19 protein-coding genes are annotated in these 19,342 nt (G+C 46.9%); 2 read left to right on the forward strand and 17 right to left on the reverse strand.

Annotated elements, in window-relative coordinates:
- Positions 1–158: 158 nt before the first annotated feature.
- From STRDD12_RS08235 to STRDD12_RS05530, 10 genes are all read right to left on the reverse strand, one after another.
- On the reverse strand, positions 159–317 hold the full coding sequence (locus STRDD12_RS08235; protein WP_156471446.1) for a hypothetical protein: 159 nt from the start codon (positions 315–317) through the stop codon (positions 159–161).
- A gap of 235 nt (positions 318–552) precedes the next feature.
- Positions 553–1,971, reverse strand: a complete 1,419-nt coding sequence (sufB, locus tag STRDD12_RS05490; protein ID WP_066915921.1) for a Fe-S cluster assembly protein SufB — start codon at positions 1,969–1,971, stop codon at positions 553–555.
- A gap of 18 nt (positions 1,972–1,989) precedes the next feature.
- On the reverse strand, positions 1,990–2,436 hold the full coding sequence (sufU, locus tag STRDD12_RS05495) for a Fe-S cluster assembly sulfur transfer protein SufU (RefSeq protein WP_066915923.1): 447 nt from the start codon (positions 2,434–2,436) through the stop codon (positions 1,990–1,992).
- Positions 2,423–3,655: a cysteine desulfurase gene (locus tag STRDD12_RS05500; RefSeq protein ID WP_066915925.1), complete on the reverse strand. Its 1,233-nt coding sequence runs from the start codon at positions 3,653–3,655 to the stop codon at positions 2,423–2,425. Before STRDD12_RS05500 ends, sufU begins: the two co-directional genes overlap by 14 nt.
- 8 nt (positions 3,656–3,663) lie before the next feature.
- Entirely contained in the window at positions 3,664–4,926 is a 1,263-nt protein-coding gene (gene sufD / locus STRDD12_RS05505; RefSeq protein ID WP_066915927.1) for a Fe-S cluster assembly protein SufD, read from the reverse strand.
- A 43-nt stretch (positions 4,927–4,969) separates the two neighbouring features.
- A complete protein-coding gene (gene sufC, locus STRDD12_RS05510; protein WP_066915929.1) occupies positions 4,970–5,740 on the reverse strand; it encodes a Fe-S cluster assembly ATPase SufC in 771 nt (256 codons plus the stop codon).
- A 72-nt stretch (positions 5,741–5,812) separates the two neighbouring features.
- The gene (locus STRDD12_RS05515; RefSeq protein WP_443031055.1) at positions 5,813–6,955 is read right to left on the reverse strand and encodes a glycosyltransferase family 4 protein; all 1,143 of its coding nucleotides are present in this window, start codon (positions 6,953–6,955) and stop codon (positions 5,813–5,815) included.
- 31 nt (positions 6,956–6,986) lie between these two features.
- Positions 6,987–7,739 carry an adaptor protein MecA gene (locus STRDD12_RS05520; RefSeq protein WP_066915932.1) on the reverse strand — a complete coding sequence of 251 codons (753 nt, stop codon included), beginning with the start codon at positions 7,737–7,739 and terminating at the stop codon, positions 6,987–6,989.
- A 142-nt stretch (positions 7,740–7,881) separates the two neighbouring features.
- On the reverse strand, positions 7,882–8,727 hold the full coding sequence (locus STRDD12_RS05525; RefSeq protein ID WP_066915934.1) for an undecaprenyl-diphosphate phosphatase: 846 nt from the start codon (positions 8,725–8,727) through the stop codon (positions 7,882–7,884).
- A gap of 52 nt (positions 8,728–8,779) precedes the next feature.
- A complete protein-coding gene (locus STRDD12_RS05530) occupies positions 8,780–10,690 on the reverse strand; it encodes a DUF2207 domain-containing protein (RefSeq protein WP_066915936.1) in 1,911 nt (636 codons plus the stop codon).
- 274 nt (positions 10,691–10,964) lie between these two features.
- Between STRDD12_RS05530 and STRDD12_RS05535 the strand changes: the two genes are divergently transcribed.
- On the forward strand, positions 10,965–12,527 hold the full coding sequence (locus tag STRDD12_RS05535; protein ID WP_066915938.1) for an ABC transporter permease subunit: 1,563 nt from the start codon (positions 10,965–10,967) through the stop codon (positions 12,525–12,527).
- Positions 12,527–13,267 (forward strand): amino acid ABC transporter ATP-binding protein, encoded by a 741-nt coding sequence (locus STRDD12_RS05540; protein ID WP_066915940.1) that lies wholly within the window; start codon positions 12,527–12,529, stop codon positions 13,265–13,267. The genes STRDD12_RS05535 and STRDD12_RS05540 overlap by 1 nt, the downstream gene beginning before the upstream one ends.
- Positions 13,268–13,431: 164 nt before the next feature.
- Here STRDD12_RS05540 and smpB read toward each other — a convergent pair whose 3' ends face one another.
- The 7 genes from smpB to mutM are packed head-to-tail and all read right to left on the reverse strand — an operon-like array spanning position 13,432 to position 19,297.
- The gene (gene smpB, locus STRDD12_RS05545; RefSeq protein WP_066915942.1) at positions 13,432–13,905 is read right to left on the reverse strand and encodes an SsrA-binding protein SmpB; all 474 of its coding nucleotides are present in this window, start codon (positions 13,903–13,905) and stop codon (positions 13,432–13,434) included.
- Positions 13,905–16,178, reverse strand: a complete 2,274-nt coding sequence (gene rnr / locus STRDD12_RS05550; RefSeq protein ID WP_066915944.1) for a ribonuclease R — start codon at positions 16,176–16,178, stop codon at positions 13,905–13,907. The genes smpB and rnr overlap by 1 nt, the downstream gene beginning before the upstream one ends.
- A 58-nt stretch (positions 16,179–16,236) precedes the next feature.
- Entirely contained in the window at positions 16,237–16,473 is a 237-nt protein-coding gene (gene secG, locus STRDD12_RS05555; protein ID WP_066915946.1) for a preprotein translocase subunit SecG, read from the reverse strand.
- Between the two features lie 45 nt (positions 16,474–16,518).
- The gene (rpmG, locus tag STRDD12_RS05560) at positions 16,519–16,665 is read right to left on the reverse strand and encodes a 50S ribosomal protein L33 (RefSeq protein WP_066915948.1); all 147 of its coding nucleotides are present in this window, start codon (positions 16,663–16,665) and stop codon (positions 16,519–16,521) included.
- Positions 16,662–17,831 carry a multidrug efflux MFS transporter gene (locus STRDD12_RS05565; protein WP_082753078.1) on the reverse strand — a complete coding sequence of 390 codons (1,170 nt, stop codon included), beginning with the start codon at positions 17,829–17,831 and terminating at the stop codon, positions 16,662–16,664. Before STRDD12_RS05565 ends, rpmG begins: the two co-directional genes overlap by 4 nt.
- A gap of 57 nt (positions 17,832–17,888) precedes the next feature.
- Positions 17,889–18,491 (reverse strand): dephospho-CoA kinase, encoded by a 603-nt coding sequence (gene coaE, locus STRDD12_RS05570; RefSeq protein ID WP_197456664.1) that lies wholly within the window; start codon positions 18,489–18,491, stop codon positions 17,889–17,891.
- Positions 18,467–19,297, reverse strand: a complete 831-nt coding sequence (gene mutM / locus STRDD12_RS05575) for a DNA-formamidopyrimidine glycosylase (protein ID WP_066915952.1) — start codon at positions 19,295–19,297, stop codon at positions 18,467–18,469. The genes coaE and mutM overlap by 25 nt, the downstream gene beginning before the upstream one ends.
- Positions 19,298–19,342: the final 45 nt, after the last annotated feature.

A 19,342-nucleotide genomic window follows, 5' to 3' on the forward strand; every position in this document is an offset into this window, starting at 1 on the left:
CATCGCCTGATAAAACCATAAAGTGAAAAGACGTGATGAAACATCACGTCTTTTCGGTGTCTTATCAAATCGTTCGCTAGTCAGTTATCGGGCTAGCACGATGGTGCAATAGGCCTCTCCGTCAAAAAAGCCTCGTGAATCTTCCAAGAGTTTCAAGCTTAACCACGGACCTTTTGGTAAGCGTAACCGGCCAAACCACCGAGGGCAAGACCGACTGCTACGCAGACAAAATCTTGCAGCTGTAGTAAGGGTGCACCCGCACCACCGGCTATCGCTCCCAGCACCGCTCCACCTGAGGCACTCTTTAGAACATCCATCTTAGGCTCCTTTGTCTTATGATGATATTGCTTTTATATTATATCGACAAGTCCAAACAAATTCAAGACAAATCAGAGAGATTTATGCCACTTTTCCGGGAAATTTTTTGACGAATTGTTGCAAAATGTCACACCAACTGGCACAGAGCTTTTTGGGAATAGAGAATGCCTGTTTTACCCCGACTAAAAACCATGAAAAAAGCCTGAGACATTGTCTCAGACTCATCCTTAGGTGTTAGCCAACGGAACCTTCCATACTCATGCCAATCAGCTGGTTGAGCTCGACGGCGTATTCCATCGGTAATTCTTTAGAAATAGGTTCCATGAAACCATTGATAATCATCGCTGTGGCTTCTTCTTCTGAAATTCCCCGACTCATGAGGTAGTAGAGTTGTTCCTCGGAAACCTTGGACACCTTAGCTTCGTGTTCCAAGGTCACATCGGAGTTATGAATTTCATTGTAAGGAATCGTGTCTGAGCTGGATTTGTCATCCATCAGGATGGTATCACACTCGATATGCGATTTGGAGCCTTTAGAATTACGTCCAAACTTCACCTGGCCACGGTAGTCGGTCCGACCACCATCCTTGGCAACCGATTTTGAGATCAAGGTTGAGGAAGTGTTAGGCGCATTGTGGAAAACCTTAGCACCCGCATCTAAATGCTGACCCTCATTGGCAAAAGCCATCGAAATGATTGAGGTCCGTGCGTAAGGCCCATTGAGCACCGAACAAGGGTACTTCATATTTACCTTGGAACCTAAGTTCCCGTCAATCCACTCCAAGGTCCCATTTTCTTCTACAGTCCCACGCTCTGTGACAAGATTGTAGACATTGTCTGACCAGTTTTGCATGGTCGTGTAGCGGAAAGTCGCATCGCGTTTAACAATAATTTCAACATTGGCCGCGTGCAAGGTATTGGTCGTATAAGCTGGTGCGGTACACCCTTCCACGTAGTGGATAGAAGCTCCCTCATCCACAATCATCAAGGAGCGCTCAAACTGACCGGCATTTTCACTATTAATCCGGAAATAGGTCTGCACAGGGAAATCACACTGTACCCCCTTAGGAACATAGATGAAAGTCCCTCCTGACCAGACCGCACTATTGAGCGCTGAAAACTTGTGCTCAAAGGGTGAGATGACCGTCGAGAAATATTCCTTAAAGAGCTCTGGGTATTCCTTGAGAGCTGTATCCGTATCTGTAAAAATAATGCCGAGTTTTTCAAACTCGTCCTTCATGTTATGGTAAACTACCTCAGACTCATACTGGGCGACAGTACCCGCTAAGTACTCCCGTTCGGCCTGAGGAATCCCGATACGTTCGAAGGTTTCCTTGATTTTTTCAGGGACCTCATCCCAGTCTCGTGTCACGTGTTCAGCGGCCTTTTGGTAGTAGATAACATCGTCAAAGTCAATATCTGACAAATCTGGCCCAAAGTCTGGCATGGGAAGCTTGTAAAATGCTTCTAGGGCCTTTAGACGGTAGTCTAACATCCACTCAGGTTCCCCTTTTTCAGCGGACATTTCACGAACGACAGCCTCACTCAACCCTTTCCCAGTCGAAATAACAGGCTTAACATCGTCATGGAAACCATACTTATAATCACCAAAGTCCAAATCCTTGGCTAATAATTCTTCTTTTTCTTCTGCCATGGTTACCTTTCTATTTGGTTACTTTTCTTTCGTCGCATCATCTTCAGAGATGGCACGTTTTAGGGCATTCCACCCTAGCATCGCACATTTAACCCTTTGGGGAAATTTAGCCACACCAGCAAGAAGGGCTGCTTCCCCCAAAACTTTTTGCTGGCTGTCTTGCTCGCCTTGCACCATTTTGGAGAAAATATCTGCCATTTCAAGGGCTTCCTGCTTGGTTTTACCCAAAACAGCATCCGTCATCATGGAAGATGAAGCTGTCGAAATCGAACAGCCCTCACCAGCAAACTTGATGTCAGCAATTCTATCTGCATCAAATTGCACGGATAAGCTGATAACATCTCCACAAGTGGGGTTGTTCATATTGATATGATTAACATCTTCAATACGTCCATGGTGGTGGGGGGCCTTTGAATGGTCGGTCACTACGGCCATATAAAGACTATCTAGTCTAGAGAGTGCCATTGAAAAACTCCTTCGTCTTGAGGATGGCGTCAATCAACTTGTCACAATCCTCTTTGGTATTGTATAGGTAAAAGCTCGCACGCACCGCTGAAGATATCCCCAAATACTGAATCAAAGGTTGCGCACAATGGTGGCCTGCACGCACCGCAACCCCCTCATAATCCAGCGCTGTTGCGACATCATGAGGGTGGAGGCCGTCGATATTAAATGCCAGAACAGCTGCATGCTGACTGGGGTCTTGCGGTCCATAAACCGTTACACCGTCGATGGCTTGCAGTTTGGGTAACACATAAGCGACCAGTTCTTGTTCGTGGGCGTGGACAGCTGACATACCCAGATGGTTCAAATAATCCAAGGCAGCGCCAAAAGCGATGGCCCCCGCAATATTAGGGGTTCCCGCCTCAAACTTCCAGGGAAGTTCCTTCCAGTTAGCTTCTTGTTCGTAGACAAAGTCAATCATCTCTCCGCCAAATTCGACTGGTGCCATCTCTTCAAGGATGGCTTCTTTTCCATAGAGGACTCCGATACCAGTCGGACCTAGCATTTTATGCCCAGACAAGGTGTAGAAATCACAATCCAGGTCTTGAACATCTACTGGCATATGTGGCGCAGATTGGGCCCCGTCAACCACCATATAGGCACCGACAGCGTGAGCCAACTGGCCAATCTCCTTAACAGGATTGATAGCCCCCAGAACATTGGAAACGTGGGCTAGACTGACAAACTTTGTGCGGGCATTCAGCTTAGCTTTTAAGTCTGCCATATCCAACTGACCATCCTTGAGATAGGCGTAAACGAGTTTGGCACCTGTTAGACGGCAGGCTTCCTGCCAAGGAATGATGTTGGAATGGTGTTCCATGATCGAAATCAGTACTTCATCACCTGGTTGTAAAACCTGGCGGGCAAATTGAGCTACCCAGTTTAACCCTGTCGTCGTCCCCCTGGTAAAGAGGACTTCCTTGGTCGAAGCAGCATGCAAAAAGGCACGCACTTTTTCCCGACTGGCCTCATAATCAGCAGTCGCCCGCTCTGCCAGCGTATGTACCCCACGGTGCACGTTGGCATTGTCTGTGTGGTAGTAGGCCAACAAACGCTGGAGCACAGCCTCTGGTTTTTGCGTGGTCGCCGCATTATCCAGATAGACAAGTGGCTCATCATTAACGCGTTGATCTAAAATAGGGAAATCTTTACGTAAGTTTGCTGCATCAATTGAGGGCATAAACACTCCTATCGTTTGTCCAACTGCTTGTCAATAACCGTCATGAGCTCTTCTCGAACAGCCTTGACAGGAATCTCAGCAATAACCCCACCGAGGAAGCCACGGATTACCAACCGTTCTGCTGTTTCCTTATCCAAGCCACGACTCATCAGATAGTACATATCTTGTTCGTCGATTTGTCCGATAGAGGCCGCATGGCCTGCTGTCACATCATTTTCATCTATGAGCAAAATAGGGTTGGCATCTGCTCGCGCCTTGTCAGACAACATGAGGACACGGCTCTCTTGTTGGGCATCAGAGCCCTTGGCTCCTTTGATAATGTGCCCAATACCATTGAAGGTAAGGGTACCACTTTCCAAAATTACCCCATGTTGCAAGATATGACCAACGGAATGACGGCCATAATTGGTCACCCGTGTGTCAATCCCTTGAGTCTGACGGCCACTGGATAGAGCGACCACTTTTAGCTCAGCGTGGCTACCTTGTCCCATCAAGTCTGAATCAAAATCAGCGATAACATTGCCCTCATTCATGACACCGAGGGCCCAGTCAATCCGAGCATCCTTACCTAGGCGCCCACGGCGACTCATGTAGGTCGTCAGGTGTTTGCCCAAGCGGTCAATAGCTGAAAACTTGATTTGGCTACCTGCTTGAGCGATGACTTCCACACTGATGGTTGCTGTGGACTTGACATCGCCATTGCCAATACTTTCAAAACGCTCCAAATAAGAGAACTTAGCGTCTTTACCCGCTAAAATCAGCACATGCTTGTTAAAAGGAACCTCGCTATCAGAATCCTGATAGAAATGCCCTTCAATGGGTTGGTCAACTTCGACAGCATCAGGCACATAAAGAACAGCTGCACTATTCCAATGGGCATAATGATAAGCCGCCAGCTTGTCTTCGTCAAAGGCCAGGGCAGCACCAAAATATTCCTTTGCCAACTCAGGATGGCTGTCAATAAAACTGTACAAGTCCGTGAAAATCACACCTTTAGCCACTAAGTCCGGCGTTAGCTGTTCCAAAACAGTCTGTGTCCCGACTTGCACTAATTTTGGGGCATCTCCCAAGACCGTAAAATCTGGGACATGACCTGACGGCTCATTATCTGCCAACTCCCCTTGGCCAAAATTCCAGCGGTGAAAACGCACGCGCTCAATTTTGGGAAGCGCTAGGTGGTCGATTTGCTCAAAGGCCTTTAGCCGCAAATCACGGAGCCAACTTGGCTCTGCGTGGGCTTGAGAATAGGCTTTAATAGCTTCTTGTGTCACGATTTCCTCCTTCTTTCTCTGTCATTTATATGGTGAAAACCGCTTAAACGTCTTCCTCATAAGTCAGTCCCAATTCTTCAGCGATTTGAGCATAACCTTCAGTCTCCAAGCGCGCCGCTAGGCTGGCATCGCCAGAGACGACAATCCGCCCGTCCATCATGATATGAACAACATCTGGCGTAATGTAATTTAACAAGCGTTGGTAATGGGTGATAATCATCGCTCCAAAACCTTCGCCACGCATGGCATTAACCCCTTTAGAGACAACCTTCAAGGCATCAATGTCCAAACCTGAGTCAATCTCATCCAAGAGGGCAAAAGTTGGTTCAAGCATCAATAGTTGCAGGATTTCATTGCGTTTTTTCTCACCACCTGAGAAACCTTCATTGAGGTAACGCTCAGCCATTTCTTCCTTCATTCCCAAAAAGGCCATTTTTTCATCTAATTTTGTGATGAACTCCATGACATTGACCTTATCCTCATCAGCTTTACCAGCGTTCATGGCTGACCGGATAAATTCTGCGTTGGTAATCCCCGGAATTTCTGATGGGTACTGCATAGCCAAAAAGAGCCCCAAGCGTGCCCTTTCATCCGTTTCCATCTCCAGGATGTTTTCGCCATCAAAAAGGATTTCACCACGGGTCACCTCGTAGGCAGGATTTCCCATGATAGCAGCCGACAAGGTTGATTTCCCTGTCCCATTTGGCCCCATAATCGCTGCAATTTCTCCCGTTTTGAGCGTCAGGTTAACCCCTTTTAAAATTTCTTTCTCCTCAATCGAGACATGCAAGTCTTTGATTTCTAACGTTGACATAATAGCTCCTTTCAGTCCTTACTCTTCATTATAACAAATAAAGCCCCAGAGGGCTTTATTGTGGATTGAAAACTAGTGTTTCGCCTTCCATTTAGCCACCACTTCTTGACGGTAGCTGGAATTTCCGATAAATTTCAGACAACTCAGTAATGGTGTCCGATTAGGTCCCATGATTTCAACTTGTTCAATGAATAGTTCGACCATGATAACTAGGCCAATAACCAAGAGCACCCCGCCAACACGACTAGAGACATTGAGCAAGAGAGAAACCAGTGAGAAAAAGATTGAGATGCCATAGACGACCAAAACTGCCCCGCGATGGGTAAAGCCCATGGCTAACAAGCGGTGATGCAGATGGCGGTTATCTGCTTCGGAGATTTTCCTGCCTGACAATTTTCGTCTTAAGATGGCAAAGGCCGTATCAATAACAGGTACCCCTAAGATGATGACTGGGGTAATGACTGCCACAGCTGTTGCATTTTTTAGCCCCTGCAGGGACAAGACACTAATCATAAACCCAATAAAAAGTGCCCCTGTATCCCCTAGATAAATAATAGCTGGGTGATAATTATAAGGGAAAAATCCTAAGATGGCTGACAAGAGTAAAAAGATGGTCATGGTCAGCATCAGGTCTTTCCCAAAGAGGAAGAAGTAGGATACCAAGCCCATGGTTCCTAGGGAAATCATCGACACCCCACAGACCAGGCCATCTAGACCATCAATCAAATTAATGGCATTGGTAATCCCAACAATCCACAAAATCGTAAAGCAAAAACTTACAAAAGGACCAAAGTGCAACATAGGCCCCCCAAAGGGTACCTTGAAACTGTCAAAATGAAAATCCGTCAAAAACCATATTAACACTGCTGCTAGGGTAATACCTGCTAACTTCATCCGTGGTGCCAGTTCTTTGACATCATCAACCAAACCTGTCAGGGCAATCACGCCACCGGCTAAAAGGATGGGAGCGACATAGTGCAGAAAACGGCCGCCCGCCGCATGCCCTTGCAAGGCCCAAGGCATGTATACGAGACAGGCCAGAGCAAAGGCCGCCACAATGGCAAGCCCCCCTGCACTTGGCATGGGAACCTTATTGATCCGTCTGGCATTGGGATTATCGACGGCACCAATCCGAAAAGCCAAAAAACGCACTAAAGGGGTCAAGATGAGCGAGGTTAAGAAAGTCCCAATCAAAACCAAGATGATTTCAATCATCAGCGGAGCTGCTTGTTGAATGCCTGTCATCTTATGCAACCCTTAGCCGTTTCAAAAAGTCGACAGCTCCCTCAGTCATCAGGACAGTGGCATGTTCTTGTAGGTAAGCCCTCGTCCGATCGGCATCTTTGGCGTATTCTAACAGCAGGCCATGGGCCTCATTGGCAAAGTCTTTTTCTTTGTCCATGGCATTCACCAAAACAGTCATGTAATAGTGCCCCTTATCCAACTTATACAGTTCAGAAGCTTCGATAGGGAGTTGGATGGTTTGCGAAAAGCGAACAGCTTCAGGGATGTCGGAAAATCCCAAGACATAGTGGATAAATTCTGGCAATTCAGCGGTTTCCGTTTCTTCTGATTTTTCCTTGAAGGCATCGACTTCCTTACGGAGGCGGTCGAGTTCATCCAGGTCTTCGTCTGTTGCTCCTGTATTTTTCAACAGGTCTTCCAGCATGGTCAAAGCTTCTTCCGGCGTGACATTTTCAGGGTCAGTCAGAGCCTTGGTCAAATCCGCATACTCTTCTAGATCCTCCATGTCTTGTCCCACCTCAGCTTGCGTGACGTAAACTTCGATGCGGTCTGGTTTTGGGGTCACCCGAAAACTGAGCATGCCTGTTTCGCCAAAACCTTCTGGTAGGTCCAACTCCTGCATCACAGTATAGAAAAAATCTTCCGTTTTTTCCTGTGGCGCTAGAAAGTCCATCAGCTCCATACCATGTTCCGCCAAATCCTCCATGGAGAGCGTGATGCGAATAGTCGTATCATTTACTTGTGTCAATTTCATCTCTTTACCTCGTAGCAATCGTTCTTTTCATTATACTGTAAAAGCGCTAAGCAAGCAAGAAAGCACTCAGTCTCCGCAAAAAAGAGAGTGTGATCAGGCCAAAAGCACAACCCACTCTCTCATACAACGGTTGACAGCATCTTTAGAAAATCGCTTGGAGGGCTGCCACTAAGAGCAGACCAATCCCCAAGATAATGCGGTATTTCCCAAAAATCTTGAAGTCATGATTCTTGACATAGTCGGTCAAAAAGCGGATGGCCCACATGGACACGAAAAAGGCTGTCAAGCAAGCAACCAACAGGACCAGCCATTGCCCTAAGGCTAAGCTGCTTCCACTAAGCACAAATTTCGCAACTTTAAGCAGACTGGCCCCAAACATGGTTGGAATCCCCAAAAAGAAGGTAAACTCCGTCACGACACTCCGACTGGTCCCCGCCAAAAGCCCCCCGATGATGGTCGCCCCTGAACGACTGGTCCCAGGCATGAGACTCAAGACTTGAAAGAGCCCGATAATCAGGGCCGTTTTATAAGGGAGTTTGGCCAAACTGGTTACCTTGGGCTTTAGGCCGCCCCGCGCAATATGGTTTTCCACCCAAATGAAGATAAAGCCATAAAGGATTAACATGCAGGCGATGGAAATAAAGTTATAAAAATGCGCGTCAAACCAATCGTCTAGTGGCAAACCAATGATAACTGATGGCAAGACGGCGATCACCACCTTAGTCCACAACTGCCAGGTCTTTCGCACTTCTAGCGGTGTCTTTCCAGGTTGGAAAGGGTTGAGTTTTTTAAAATAAATGACGATAACCGCTAAAATAGCTCCCAATTGGATGACGACATTGAACATATCCATAAAGGTTTGGTTTTGAGCGGAAAATTTGATAAATTCTTCTGCTAAAATCAAATGGCCCGTACTTGAAATCGGTAGCCACTCCGTGATACCTTCGATAATTCCAAGGATGATAGCCTTAAGCAAATCAAACAGCATGCAGGTCTCCTTTTCAAACAAGTAGATTCATTATAGCAAAAGTTAGGCAGCTTTAAAAGGCACCGCCGCCACCTCCACCACCACCACCAGAGAAGCCTCCTCCGCCACCTGACGATGGCAAGTTGAAGTTTACGGCTTGATTAGCAGCTTGACTGTAGGTACTGATGCGTTGGAGGGAATGACTGAAGTAAGCAGTTGTGATGACATCCATGGCATCAACACTTGCCAACTGCTCGCTTGGTAAGGTCAAACCTTTCACCGTCAAGGCTTCTTGGACACGCTTGGCATAGCCAAAGAGTGTCGCATAAACCAAGACTTTTTCCCAGACGATGATGCTTTCTAGCTCCGCACGGTCAAAGGTCTTAATGTCCTGCAACATATGGCGGAAGCCCAACCAGAGCCGGTACTCCGTTTGATGGGCCAGATTAATCTTTCCTTCATGAGAGAGGATTTGTTGTTGGCTTATGACATACCAGAAAGTCAGGGCAGTGATGATTAAGATAAAGCCATTGACGACCATGCCTTTCAGATAGCCCTGAGATAAACTATAGGCTGCTGCACCAACTGAACAGAGGGCTGAACCGACAAGGAAAGCGTTGGACAGCATCAGTGGGTACTTATCCTGAACTGACAAGGGCTTACGGTAGTTTGGCAAACCTTCTGTTCGGAAGGCTTGTGCCACGGCCCGGTCCACTTTCGTAACGCGATTCTGCAAGCGTCGTAAGATAGCCGCGCCACGGGCAGTGATTTCATGCTTTTTAGCTGCTCCCTTAAGATCTGAAGCGAGGATAGTCTTTCGGTCAGCCTGATAGTCATCAAATACAGATGATAAGGTATAGCTTTCTCTCACCTCACCAAAGAGATAGGTCAAAAACGCTGACTCGTAGGCAGTCAAAGCTTTGTCGGGCTTTTGTAGCAACTGCTTTTTATCAGAGGATAGGACATATTTGCCTTGGGCTATCAGGTCTAGGAGTTCTGCTTGGATGTAATTCTCCAATTTGATGTCAGCCCCATGTATCGCATCTGGCGGTGACAATTCTTCCAGTTCCAAGCCATTGACCTGTTTGGCTACCAAAAGTGGCGATAAGTCTGATGGCAATGCAAAGGAATAACCCTTATCCTCAGAAAAAGGTAGCAAGCGTTTTTTCGCGCGATGAAAGACCCAAACTGCTACAACAGTCAAAAGTATAGCTCCTAAAGGAATCCATAGCGTCAATAGCTCCATCAATAGCTCACGCCTGTGGTCAATCCCTCGTTCGGTTGCTAGTATCTTGTCCTTAGCTTGACCAGCCTTTGTCGGTGCCACGCTGACCACACTGCGGTCCCAGTAAGCGTGTAATTCGATAAGACCAGAGACATCTTTAGCTGTGAGCGTGTAAGAATTCCCGTCTTTTGTCACCGATGCCTTGGGATGCATCCCACCCCGATGGCCCCAGAGTTGGCTTTCTGAAACGCTCTTATCTGTCGTCACCGTCAGACGTACATCCCTTAGCGTCTCATCCCAGTTACTGATAGGAACCCAGTTGAGTTCGGCCACATCCTGGTAGACATTTAAGAGATTGGTCAAGGTCCAAGTCACCGTCACTTGCACTTGGTCACCTGACGATCCCCCGTTATAGATTTTCAATCGCACGCCTTTAGACAGGTCTTCAAATTCTGTTCTGACACTGTCTGTGATATTTTCCCCGTTGCGAAGGACTTGAACCGTTGGCGTACGACCGATAGCAAAGCCCTGTGGCATATTGCCTCCAGTTCCCAAGCTCAGATACTGGCCATTATAGGAGGAGTCAAAGTTATACGTGACTTGCTCCACGTAGCTAGCCGTATTGTCCTCATGGATAATGAGGTGGCCCTCGTAACGTGGGATGCTGTAGTCTACATCATCGGCTAAAACGCCCTGGCCAGTCCATAAAAAACCAAGCAGTAAGGTCGTCAGCAACCACAAAAACCATTGCTTTTTCATCGCCTGTATTCCTTTCTAAAATGCGTGACTTTTTTCTTTATTATACCCTAGCTCTAATCTTAAAGCTAGCTTTATTGAATACTTATCCGTTTTTTAGTAGAATATAAAACGAGTCAAATTTTGGTGATCGGCTACCCGCCTCCTCTAGCCTTACTTTTTCAGCAGGAGGCAATAAGGGGCTATTCGCCGAATAATCACAGATACGATCAGTTAGCTTGTCAGGCAAGCTACTAAGTTACTGACTTTAGACATCCTAAAAATGAACGGAGTTCCCATGAAGAAATTCTTCCTAAGCTGTCTACTCTTTATCGGCCTTGGCCTTGGAGTGGGCATGCAGACAACCAGCGTCTCAGCTGACGATTACCTACGGGTCGGCATGGAGGCAGCCTACGCCCCTTTTAACTGGACGCAAAATGACAACAGTAATGGCGCTGTGAAAATTGATGGCACCAACCAATACGCCAATGGCTATGACGTGCAAATCGCCAAAAAAATTGCCAAAGCGATGGGCAAAAAGCTCTTAGTGGTCAAAACGTCTTGGTCTGGCCTGATTCCTGCTCTAACGTCTGGAAAAATTGACATGATTGCGGCTGGGATGAGCCCAACTGCTGAGCGCCGTCAAGAAATTGCCTTTTCCAATAGCTACTACACCTCCAATCCTGTTATCGTCGTTAAACGCAGTGGTAACTATGCCAAAGCCACTAGCCTAGCTGATTTCAAAGACGCCAAAATCACCTCACAACAAGGGGTCTATCTCTATAATCTCATCAGCCAAATCCCCGACGTCAAAAAACAAACGGCTATGGGCGACTTTGCTCAGATGCGACAAGCCTTGTCCTCTGGTGTTATTGATGGTTACATTTCCGAGCGACCTGATGCCATCTCTGCCCAAAATGCCAACAAAGATTTCAAAATGATTGCCTTTTCAGATGGTAAGGGCTTCAGCGTTTCTGAATCAGATACAGCTATCGCTGTCGGACTCCGTAAGGATGAAACCGCAACATTAGAAACCGTTAACCAAGTCTTGGCTGGGATTTCTGAATCAGACCGCATCAAACTCATGGACCGTATGATTGCCCAACAACCTGCTGACAACTCATCTGATGACAAAGCCAGCAGCAACTTCGTCCAACAAATGTGGACAATCCTTAAAGGCAACTGGAGTCAATTCCTACGAGGGGCTGGGATTACGCTGCTCATCTCCATCATTGGGACTGTCGCAGGTCTCATCATCGGTCTGCTTATCGGGGTCTATCGCACCGCACCTAAAGCGGCGAACAAGTTTCTTGCTGGCCTACAAACTGCCTTTGGTTGGTTCCTCAATGTCTATATCGAGATTTTCCGTGGCACGCCTATGATTGTTCAAGCCATGGTTATCTACTACGGCACCGCTCAAGCTTTTGGCATTTCCATCGACCGCACCTGGGCGGCTATTGTCATCGTCTCCATCAACACAGGGGCTTACATGAGTGAAATCGTCCGTGGAGGAATCTTTGCTGTGGATAAGGGACAATTCGAAGCAGCTACTGCTCTAGGATTTTCTCACAACCAAACCATGCGTAAGATTGTCCTGCCACAAGTTGTCCGCAACATTTTACCAGCAACGGGGAATGAATTCGTCATTAACATCAAAGACACTTCCGTCCTCAATGTTATCTCCGTGGTCGAGCTTTATTTCGCAGGAAATACCGTGGCGACACAGACCTACCAATATTTCCAAACCTTTATGATTATCGCTGTGATTTACTTTGTCTTGACCTTTACGGTCACACGCCTCTTGCGCTATGTTGAGCGCCGTTTTGACCAAGACACCTACACCATCGAAGGAGGCAACTAATGGCTGCTAACATCTTAGAGATTAAACATTTAAAAAAATCCTTCGGTAAAAACGAGGTCCTTAAAGATATTTCCCTCAGTGTCAATCAGGGGGAAGTCATCTCCATCATCGGGTCATCAGGTTCTGGAAAATCCACCTTCTTGCGTTCGATTAACCTGCTAGAAGAACCTACCGATGGACAGATTCTGTTTCATGGAAAAAATGTTCTTGAAAAAGGGTTCGATTTGACGACCTATCGCGAAAAAATGGGCATGGTTTTCCAATCTTTCAACCTTTTTGAAAACCTCAACGTCTTAGAAAATACCATTGTGGCCCAAACGACTGTCCTCAAGCGAGAGCGTTCTGAGGCTGAGCGCATCGCCAAGGAAAACCTAAACCGTGTCGGCATGACCGAGCAATATTGGCAAGCCAAACCCAAGCAACTCTCCGGTGGACAAAAACAGCGTGTGGCTATCGCTCGGGCCCTGTCCGTCGACCCTGAGGCTGTCCTCTTTGATGAACCTACTTCAGCCCTAGACCCTGAAATGGTTGACGAAGTCCTAAAGACCATGCAAGATTTGGCCAAGTCTGGATTGACCATGATTATCGTTACCCATGAAATGGAGTTTGCCCGCGATGTTTCAGACCGTGTCATCTTCATGGACAAGGGACTTATCGCCGAAGAAGGCACCCCCGCTCAAATCTTTGAAAACCCACAAGAAGCCCGCACCAAGGAATTCTTGCAACGCTTCTTGAAGTGACAAAAAACGCCTAAGGGCGTTTTTCTTTTGCTCTAGCAAGCCTTACCTGCCCTTACTGCTAGCTTTGATAGGGCTAAGGACATAAAAAGCGCTGAAAACCTGCACAGGTCTTCAGCGCTTTTGAGTTTGACACCTCACAAACCTAAGGCAAACCTCGGCAGAGGCTAACGGTTATTGTAGGCTTTGATTTGGCGAGCGATATCACGGTTTTGTTCCCGTCGTTTGATACTTTCTCGCTTATCGTAATCATGTTTTCCTTTGGCAAGGCCCATCAGAACCTTGGCAAAACCGTGCTTAAGATAAACGCGTAAAGGAATCAGGGTCATTCCAGACCCCTTGAGCGCTTCGTTAATCTTTGCAATTTCCTTTTTTTTGAGCAATAATTTACGATCTCTAAGCGGGTCAACGTTCCAGATATTGCCTTGTTCATAAGGGGTGATGTGAACATTAGACAGCCAGACTTCGCCATGACGCACACGGGCAAACCCATCTTTGATGGTCAAGCGTGAGGCACGGACACTTTTGATCTCCGTACCTGTCAAAACAAGACCAGCCTCATAGGTTTCCACAATGGTATAGTCGTGTCTGGCTTTTTTATTTTGTGCTAAGACATTGTCTGTCTGCTTTTGTTTGGCCATTAGTTCTTCCTCTTTTTCGCTTGGTCTTTATAAAAAGGCTTGCGATTGTTCTTGAACCGTCCATTTCCTTGACCTTTATTCGTGTCATCACGACGACGTCTGCGGTCACGGTCAGATTTTGGTTTCTTTTCGATGACATCAAAATCGCTTGGCAGGTATTCAAAGTCAATGTCGCCCGTTTCCTTATCGGCACGGGTTAACTTGATTTTAATCTTTTGGCCAACCCGAAAGGCTTTTCCTGTGCTTTCTCCATGCAAGCTCATGGTACGCTCATTATACTGGTAAAACTCTGGGAATGTGGTGATGTGAATCAAACCCTCAATCGTATTAGGCAACTCCACAAAGAGACCAAATTTGACTACGCTAGCAACAACTCCCTCGAATTCTTGACCGACATAGCTTGCCATGAATTCAGCCTTCTTCATTGCTTCTACCGCACGCTCAGCATCGATAGCTCGGCGCTCTAGAGTTGACGCAGTGCTGGCAATTTCTGGAATGACTTGTGCAAAATGTTCTTCTTTTTCCGGCGTAACCGTCGCATACTCCCTAATCAGACGGTGAACCAGGAGGTCAGGGTAGCGACGAATCGGACTCGTGAAGTGGGTATAATAGGTTGCCGCCAAACCATAGTGACCGTGGTTGTGTTCAGAATAGCGGGCTTGTTGCATGGAGCGTAAGAGCATCATAGCCAAAACATCTGCCCCAGGTTTGCCCTCGACCTTAGCCATAAAGTCCTGCAAGGCTTCTTGCGTGATTTTTTGCGCTGTCCCACGAATCGGTACGCCAAAAATAGTGGCGTAATCAATGAATTTCTGTAATTTTTCAGCCTTGGGTTCTTCGTGAATCCGGTAGATAAAAGGCAGGTTTTTACGGGCAAAGTGCTCTGCCACAGTTTCATTGGCTGCCAGCATAAAGGACTCAATCATGCGTTCCGCAATACCACGCTGGCGGACTTGAATATCCACAGGCTTCCCTTTATCGTCAACCAAAATTTTTGCCTCTTGGGTATCAAAGTTCAAGGCCCCACGACGCACCCGCATCGCTTCTAAAATCTGGTGAAGACTTGCCATATAGCGGACAGATTCTGTGATGGGAGCGTAGCGCTCCAAGAGTTCCTGGTCGCCTTTTAGCATGGCATTGACATCGCTGTAGGTCATACGGAAAGTGGTTTTAATGACCGATGGCGCAATCTGGTGGGCCACAACACGCCCTTGACGGTCGATTTCCATGATACAAGATTGGGTTAAGCGGTTGACGTTAGGATTCAGCGAGCAGATGCCATTGGACAAGCGCTCGGGTAACATAGGTACCACTCGGTCGGTCACATAGACGGAGGTTCCACGGCTGACGGCTTCACGGTCAAGGGCTGACCCTTCTGTGACATAATAAGAGACATCAGCGATATGAACACCCAGTTCAAAGTTCCCATTAGGCAAGTATTTGATATGAACGGCATCATCCAAATCCTTGGCATCCTTGCCATCAATGGTAAAGGTAACTTCCTGGCGCAAATCAATCCGTCCCATGAAGTCTTTTTCACTTGGAGCATCAGCGACATTATTGGCCTCTGCCATGACAGCCTGAGGAAATTCAGACACGATATCCATAGACTCCAAGACTTCAAGCACATCAATCCCTACATCCTCTTGGTGACCGATGATGTCGCGAACTTCTCCGACAAAATAATCATGTTTTTTGCTTGGGTATTTGACAATGTCTAGTTTGATAATCTCTGTTCCGTCTAAGACGACAGGTTCTTTTTTGATATAGATACGCTGTTGAATTTTACGGTTTTTTGAAGTGATATAGCCCGCGTATTTTGGTTTTTCATCGTCTAAGACGAATTTCCCGACCACTGTCTTGAGGGCCCGTTCAACGATGGCTACCACACGGACTTCCGCAGATGTGCCCTTTAACCGATTGGCTGGCTTTTTAACCACGACCTCGACGGTATCCCCGTCGACAGCATGGCCGACATCCGTCCGCCCCACAAAGAGATCTTCTTCTTCACCTTCGACAGACAAGAAACCAAAGCCTGCTTTATTGGCGTGAAAGACACCTGTGATGCGAACAGGTTCATTGGCCTGTGATTTTTCAGCTAAGGCAATCAAGCCATCACGGGTAAAGATAAGGGTTCCTGTCGATTCTAAGCGCGACACCACTTTAACCAATTGGGGAAAACGTTGTGCCCCTGCTTGATCGAGTCCCTCGGCCAATTCATTCATGCTGACCTTGGGATGCTCCTTGAGATAAGTAATAATTTGTGATTCCATATATACTTGTTATTCCTTTTCCTAATAAAAAAGCACTCGGCGACTGCCAAGGCTTGATTTACCGACTTGATAGAATAGCCAAAGCCAGAGCGATTGCTAGCCAAAAGAAGACCATAATCCCTGTAAAACGTTGCATGAAGGCTTCAAACCCACGTGCTTTGGACCGTTCAAACAGTGCTTCTGAGCCACTGCTATCAAAAACATTGCTACTTGGATTTTTGGTCGGTTGCATAAAGATAGCCACAATCAAAATGGCCGATAAGACCAAAAGTAAAATCAGTAGTAGACGATACATCCTTTTTCCTCCGTATAAGTCCTAAATATCTTAACACAATTTTGGCTAAGATTCAATATGGAGGGTGACTTTTCTCTCCTTGGGGCAGAACTTAGGGACTTGCATTTTCTCTGGGTGGGTTTTCTTATTCTTACTGGTTAAGTAGTTTTTTTGCCCACATGAGCTACATTTGAGATTGATTTTAACTCTCACACGATTTCCTTTACTGATAGATACTGACGAAGGGTGACAAAGGACCAGATAAAGTTGGTCAACACAATGGCACTAGTGACAAAAAATACCCAGCGATAGCCTAATTGCACGGCAACAAAGGAGCCAATAAAAGGACCAATCACTTGCCCCAGATAGCTAAAGGCTTGGTTGTAGGAAAATATCCGTGAAATCCCTTGCTTTGGTGTGATTTTATTGAGAAGGGCATTGATGGAAGGCATCAAGGCTCCGACTCCAAAACCATAGAAAAAGCGCAAAAGGCCTAGTGTCAATGGTGTCTGAGCATTGGCTGATAAGAAATACATGACAAAACTATAAAAGAGAGCCATCAAGAGCAAGCGGTGATTGCCGATTCGGTCTCCGAGTTTTCCCAGTGCAGAACTTGACAGCATACTTGAAAATCCCAAAGCCGATACAATGAGGCCTGAGACAAACATGAGATTTTGCGTCTGTCCCAAGTGACGGATATATAAGGTCAAGATGGGGGCGATGGACTGGGCTGAAATTTGGATAATCATACTCGTGATAAAAAGACCAAAGAGTACCCGACGGTCGGCCACCTCTCGAAAGACTTCCCGCGTTGGCATGACCTCTTTGCGAGATTGAGGGCTGACATTCTCCTTGACAAAACAAACTGTCAGGAGGTGAACCGCCAAGAGGAGACAACCCACTAGGATAAAGACCATCCGAATTCCCAAAATATCCGCTAAAAGCCCTCCCAAAAGAGGGCCAATCAAGGTCCCAGCAGTCACACCAGTTGCCAAGGTCCCTAAAGCATAGCCCGTCTTTTCCTTAGGAACCTGCGAAGCGATCAAGGCTGTCGAATTAGGGACATAGCCTGAAAACAAGCCATTAATCAATCGTAAGCCGAGTAACCAATAAACATTATGCACTAGAGCCAGCCCACCCATGGTAAAGGCCATAACAAAACTGGCCCGGGCCATCATGAGTTTACGACCAAAACGGTCGGCGAGTTTTCCCCAGATTGGTGAGACCAGAGCCGCAGCCAAGGCCGAAATCGAAACTGCCAGACCTGCATACCACTCAACCATCCCTTTTGGGGCCCCTAGTTCTTCGACAAAAAGAGCCATAAAAGGCATAACCAAAGAAAAACTAGCCCCCGTCAGCAGATTTCCCAGCCAGGCAATCTTTAAATTACGTTTCCAATAAGATTCAGCCTCCAAAACGCTTCCTTCTTTCTAGTGTCATTTTAAAGTCTTTAAGGCCTTTTTTACCTGCGCTAAAGTCGCCTTCTTGCTCCCGTTATTGTCAATCACAAGGCTTGCATAGGCACGCTTTTCCGCCAAGGGCATCTGGCTAGCGATGCGGGCCTTAGCCTGTTCCTTTGTTAGGGGATTACGTGCTAACAGGCGAGTCAGCTGTTTTTCTTCCGAGAGACTGACCAGCCAGATAGCATCAAACCAAGTCACATAATCTTGCTCAATCAATAAGGGAATATCCATAAAAACCACAGCATGGTGCTTAAGCGCCTGGTCTCTCGCTTTTGCCAATTCTTCTCGAATAATAGCCCCCTGCACCTTTTGCGACCAAGCCATGGCCGTCGCATCCTGAAAGAGTTTGTCTGCCAGACGATGTCGGTCCAACTCTCCCTCAGGTGTCAAAATAGCCTCTCCAAAGTGCTCCTGCAGGACCAAAAAGAGACGACCACCTGGAGCCTGTAAGGCATGGACCAAGGCATCCGCATCAATCACCGGGTAACCTTGCTCCTGCAAATAGCGACTCACCGTGGACTTCCCTGAGGCAATCCCCCCTGTCAAACCAATCAAGTGCGATTTTTTTCTTGACATACAGGACATAAATGGCTTCCCCTTCCTCCTACTTTTATTTTTTCAATCGGATGCCCACAGCGTGGACAGGCTTGGCCTGTCTGGCCATAGACCTTGAGTTCATCTTGCATCCGCCCATTTTCGCCAAAGGCATTATGATAGGTGCGAATGGTCGATCCCCCCTTCTCGATAGCCAAGGCCATGATACGGATAATATTTTCTCGTAGACGGATAACTTCATCTTGGCTGAGCGACTGGCTTGGGCGTTCCGGATGGAGGGAGCTGGCCCAAAGCACTTCGTCAACATAAATATTACCCAAACCTGCCACCAAACTTTGGTCTAACAAATGGTTCTTGATGGGCTTTTTGGAGCGTTTGAGCCCTGCTTGAAAACTGTCGAGGGTAAAAGATTCGGCAACCGGTTCAGGCCCTAAGCGATGACTGGCTATAAAAGCCTCTAAGTCCTTTTTGGCAACTAACTCCATGGTGCCGAACTTGCGCACATCCTGATAGACTAAGTGAGAGCCATCATCTAGGCCAAAATCCACGTGGGCATGCTTATCCTCTGGCGCTTGCCTTGGGTAATGGAAATATTTTCCCTCCATCCGCAGATGGGAAATCAATAAGACTTCCCCCAGATCAAAGAGCAAATATTTCCCGCGTCGGTTTACCGCCAAAATAGTCTGGCCGGTGACTTCTTGAATAAAGCGCTCCTTGTCCATTCGAATCATTTTGGCATAGGTCACAGTGACTTGTTTGATTGTCCGACCAAGCACCTGGCCCTCTAGGCCCCGACGAACGGTTTCCACCTCAGGTAATTCTGGCATAGCCCCTCCTTTATAGGATTTTCTCCCAAAATGAAGAAGCAGGCA

It is taken from the genome of Streptococcus sp. DD12 (assembly GCF_001578885.1).
GTDB lineage: Bacteria > Bacillota > Bacilli > Lactobacillales > Streptococcaceae > Streptococcus.